The sequence below is a fragment of the Candidatus Poribacteria bacterium genome (assembly GCA_021295715.1).
GTDB lineage: Bacteria > Poribacteria > WGA-4E > WGA-4E > WGA-3G > WGA-3G.
The window spans coordinates 1-2,185 of sequence record JAGWBV010000171.1; the positions used below are offsets into that span (position 1 = coordinate 1).

Consider the following 2,185-nt stretch of genomic DNA (forward strand, 5'->3'; position numbering starts at 1 on the left):
GATGGACAAACCACTTTTCTAATATTCTTTCTTCTGCCTGTGTCGGATACACAGGATACTTAAAGGTTAATCTCATGGTATATCGTGTATCGTGCGTTTATTCCCTAATCAGTGGGAGGCAGACACGTTACCAAGCGGTAACGCTGATTATGTCTGCCAACACGATACTAATATTATATTACATTTTGGACGGAACGTCAAATATATTTTGGTGTTTTGGTCCTTTCCAAGAAGGCGGTTTTTTCCTCCCAAAGCTAAAGCATTGGGATTCCAAAACCGACTATTCCCTTGAAACTGCCTTAAGTATAGTGGAAGAGCTGACAAATGTCAAGCGAAAAGAAGATGGCTTCGCGGGAATTTCATTTGACGTATAAACGAATCTATGTTACTCTCTTTTTGGCATGGTTTCTTATAAAACATGCAGTGATAAATTAATATCAGTTGCAATCGAAGGATTGCTTGTACAGCAAAATCGCCTCAATTTAAAAACCGAGCCGTTGGAGATGAATATGTTAAAAAAACTGAATTATTATAGTAAACTTTCAAAATCTATGGGTTCCATCAGAATTGTTCTTCTATTATTTGGGATCCTGCTGAGTCTTGTAGGCTGTGAAAAGATAACGCCACCGATGTTACCAGAGGTCAGCACTCCAGATACAGAACCGCTCACCGTGATGACCTACAACGTTTACGTCGGAAGCAGCGCAGAACCGCTTCTATCTGTAGAAAATGTGTTACAGGTACCACAGGAAGTCGCCACTATGTACAACAACGTGATTGCCGCTGATTTTCCGGGACGTGCTGTGGCAATTGCCAAGTCCATAATGACATACCAACCACACCTCATCGGCTTACAAGAAATTTCGCTCATTCGCACGCAAAGTCCAGGCAATTCTATTGCAGAAAGAACGCCTGATGCTGAAGAGGTCGTCTTAGATTATCTCCAAATTTTGATGGACGCGCTCCAAGCAGAAGGCTTGAGCTATCAGGTCGCTGCTCAAGTCGAAAACCTTGATGTGGAAATGCCGATGTTCACTGATACTGGAATTGCTGATGTCCGATTAACCGATTATGATGTGATACTTTCCCGCAGCGATGTCGCAATATCACATCCTACAAGCGCAAACTACGCAAATGCCCTTACCATCGAAAGTCTCGGTCTTGAAGTAAAAAGAGGTTACGCTGCCATAAATGCCACTGTTTCTGGTGTCACTTACCGCGTTGTTAATATACATTTGGAGGCATTCGCGGAAGAAAACAGGGTCGCACAAGTGCAGGAATTGGTAGGTAGCCTCAGCGACGAAACTTTACCGATTGTCCTGTTAGGAGATTTCAATACAAGAGCACCCGATGGCACCGTCTATCATCTTTTGCTATCCGCGGGGTATGTTGACCTCTGGCAGATGGATTCCCAGGGAACTGGTAACACTTGTTGCCAAGACGATGACATCCTGAATGAAGTGAGTGATCTCTCTGTCCGGATTGATCAGATTTTTGTCCGAAATTTTGAACTGCCTCCGCAGATTCTAACTCACACCATAGGAGATACCCCCTCAGAACGGCTACCTTCCGGGTTGTGGCCCTCCGACCACGCAGGAGTTGTCGCCCATCTCGCCTTTGAATAGCGAAAACTGGTTTAGTTACTTAAAAAGTAAAGCGCGCTGTGCGGAGTTTGAAATCCGTCGCAGCGCGCTTTACTTTTAATCGAACACATCCCTACTCGAAAACCTCGAGTTTGCCATCTTTAACAATCAGAACAACAGGGTCATAAATAGCGTCTCCGTTAGAATCAAAGGAGAACTTACCCAAAATGGTGTCAAAGTCTTTGATCTCAGCGAGCGCAGCAGCAATCGCTTCTGAATCCGTTGATTGTGCATTTTTAATCGCTTCTGCGAGGATATAAACAGCAGCATACGATTGTGCCGCCCAAACACTGGGTTCCATGCCGTATTTCGCGGTGTAATTCTGAACGAAAGTCTGATGTCCGGGAGTATCAGCTGTGCTAACCCAATCCGTAAAAGTAATCGTTCCCTCGGCGGCATCCCCCGCGCTTTGAACTTCGTCTATAGAAACTAAAGTTTGGACAATTTTAAGAATTAAGATGCGAGAAAGCAGAAAAGCAGGTATCCTTTCATAAAGACTCTAACCTTTTTGAAAGGATGCTAAAAATGAACCTGCTTCTCCA

At 44.1% G+C, this 2,185-nt stretch carries 2 protein-coding genes; one reads left to right on the forward strand and one right to left on the reverse strand.

Annotated features, from left to right (window positions below):
• The first annotated feature begins 509 nt into the window (after window positions 1-509).
• A complete protein-coding gene (locus tag J4G07_22545; GenBank protein MCE2416763.1) occupies window positions 510-1,625 on the forward strand; it encodes an endonuclease/exonuclease/phosphatase family protein in 1,116 nt (371 codons plus the stop codon).
• Window positions 1,626-1,716: 91 nt separating this feature from the next.
• On the opposite strand, the gene J4G07_22550 is transcribed toward J4G07_22545, so the two are convergent.
• Window positions 1,717-2,127, reverse strand: a complete 411-nt coding sequence (locus J4G07_22550) for an ABC transporter substrate-binding protein (GenBank protein MCE2416764.1) — start codon at window positions 2,125-2,127, stop codon at window positions 1,717-1,719.
• Between the last annotated feature and the right edge of the window lie 58 nt (window positions 2,128-2,185).

What these genes read in the sequence shown, in the direction of transcription:
- J4G07_22545 (MCE2416763.1), top strand. Translation starts at nt 510, where the DNA reads ATGTTAAAAAAACTGAATTATTATAGTAAACTTTCAAAATCTATGGGT.